The organism is Bacillus hominis (assembly GCF_018332515.1).
Lineage (GTDB): Bacteria > Bacillota > Bacilli > Bacillales > Bacillaceae_G > Bacillus_A > Bacillus_A hominis.
On record NZ_BOQD01000461.1, the window covers coordinates 1 to 1175 of the forward strand.

At 34.0% G+C, this 1175-nt stretch carries 2 protein-coding genes; both read left to right on the plus strand.

Annotated elements, in window-relative coordinates; genetic code table 11:
* The first annotated feature begins 100 nt into the window (after positions 1 to 100).
* Positions 101 to 466, plus strand: coding sequence for a CidA/LrgA family holin-like protein (locus KI356_RS26360; protein ID WP_002121493.1), 366 nt, complete (start codon positions 101 to 103; stop codon positions 464 to 466).
* On the plus strand, positions 463 to 1140 hold the full coding sequence (locus KI356_RS26365; RefSeq protein WP_212936924.1) for an LrgB family protein: 678 nt from the start codon (positions 463 to 465) through the stop codon (positions 1138 to 1140). Before KI356_RS26360 ends, KI356_RS26365 begins: the two co-directional genes overlap by 4 nt.
* The last annotated feature ends 35 nt before the right edge of the window (positions 1141 to 1175 follow it).

A 1175-nucleotide genomic window follows, 5' to 3' on the forward strand; every position in this document is an offset into this window, starting at 1 on the left:
ATAATTTATATATTAGACAAATATTTCGAATGAACGTATAGTAGAAATTGCGAATTATTTTTTACAATTTTTATGTAAAAAACAAAGAGGTGGTTACTGTATGAAATGGTGGAAGTTAAGCGGACAAATATTATTATTATTTTGTTTCGCTTGGACAGGTGAATGGATTGCAAAACAGGCACACCTCCCGGTTCCAGGAAGTATAATCGGTATTTTTCTATTATTAATCTCATTAAAATTTAACATAGTGAAAAAAGAATGGATACAAGACGGTGCAGACTTTTTATTAAAAGAACTTATTTTATTTTTCATCCCTTCTGCAGTCGCTGTCATTCGTTACAAAGATACATTATCACAATATGGAATCGATCTCATTTTAACTATCGTGATTAGTACACTTTGTGTCACTCTCGTAACAGGACTTTTAACAGAATTGCTATTAAAGCGGAAAGGATCACCACAATGATCGGCTTTCTTTGTTTACTATTAACACTATTCACATATTGGGTATCTAAAAAAATGTATCAACGCTGGAATTGGAGTTTGCTTTCTCCCCTTCTTGTATGCCCAATCATTTTAATTGCTTTATTACTTGGATTAGATACACCATACGAAACCTACGAATCTGGTAGTCATTGGCTAACAGAATTATTAAAACCTGCTACAGTTGCTTTCGCATGGCCAATCTATAAACACTTTAATTTATTAAAAAAACATGGAACGGCCATTTTAATTAATGTCATTGTTGGTTCATTTCTATCGGTTATTACTTCCGCACTATTAGCTGATTTTTTTCAAATTGACTCTACAATAGAACAAAGTTTAGCACCGCACATTGTAACGACACCTATTGCAATGGCTATTTCAGAAATGATTGGCGGCATGTCACAATTAACAGCCGTTTTCGTCGTATTAACTGCCTTAACTGGAGCATTACTCGGTCCTACGCTCATACGCATATGCCGTATTAAAACAGCGCTCGCAAAAGGTATAATGCTAGGTACTAGCGCGAATGGAACCGGAACATCAAAAGCATTTGAAATCGGTCCTGTAGAAGGTACAATTGCAAGTTTATCAATGCTTTTAACTGCTGGAGCTAGTTTAGTTATCGTTCCGCTTTTTTTATCTTGGTTACATTAAAAAAAGAAAGTGTTTAAACATTTTCTTTTTTATTT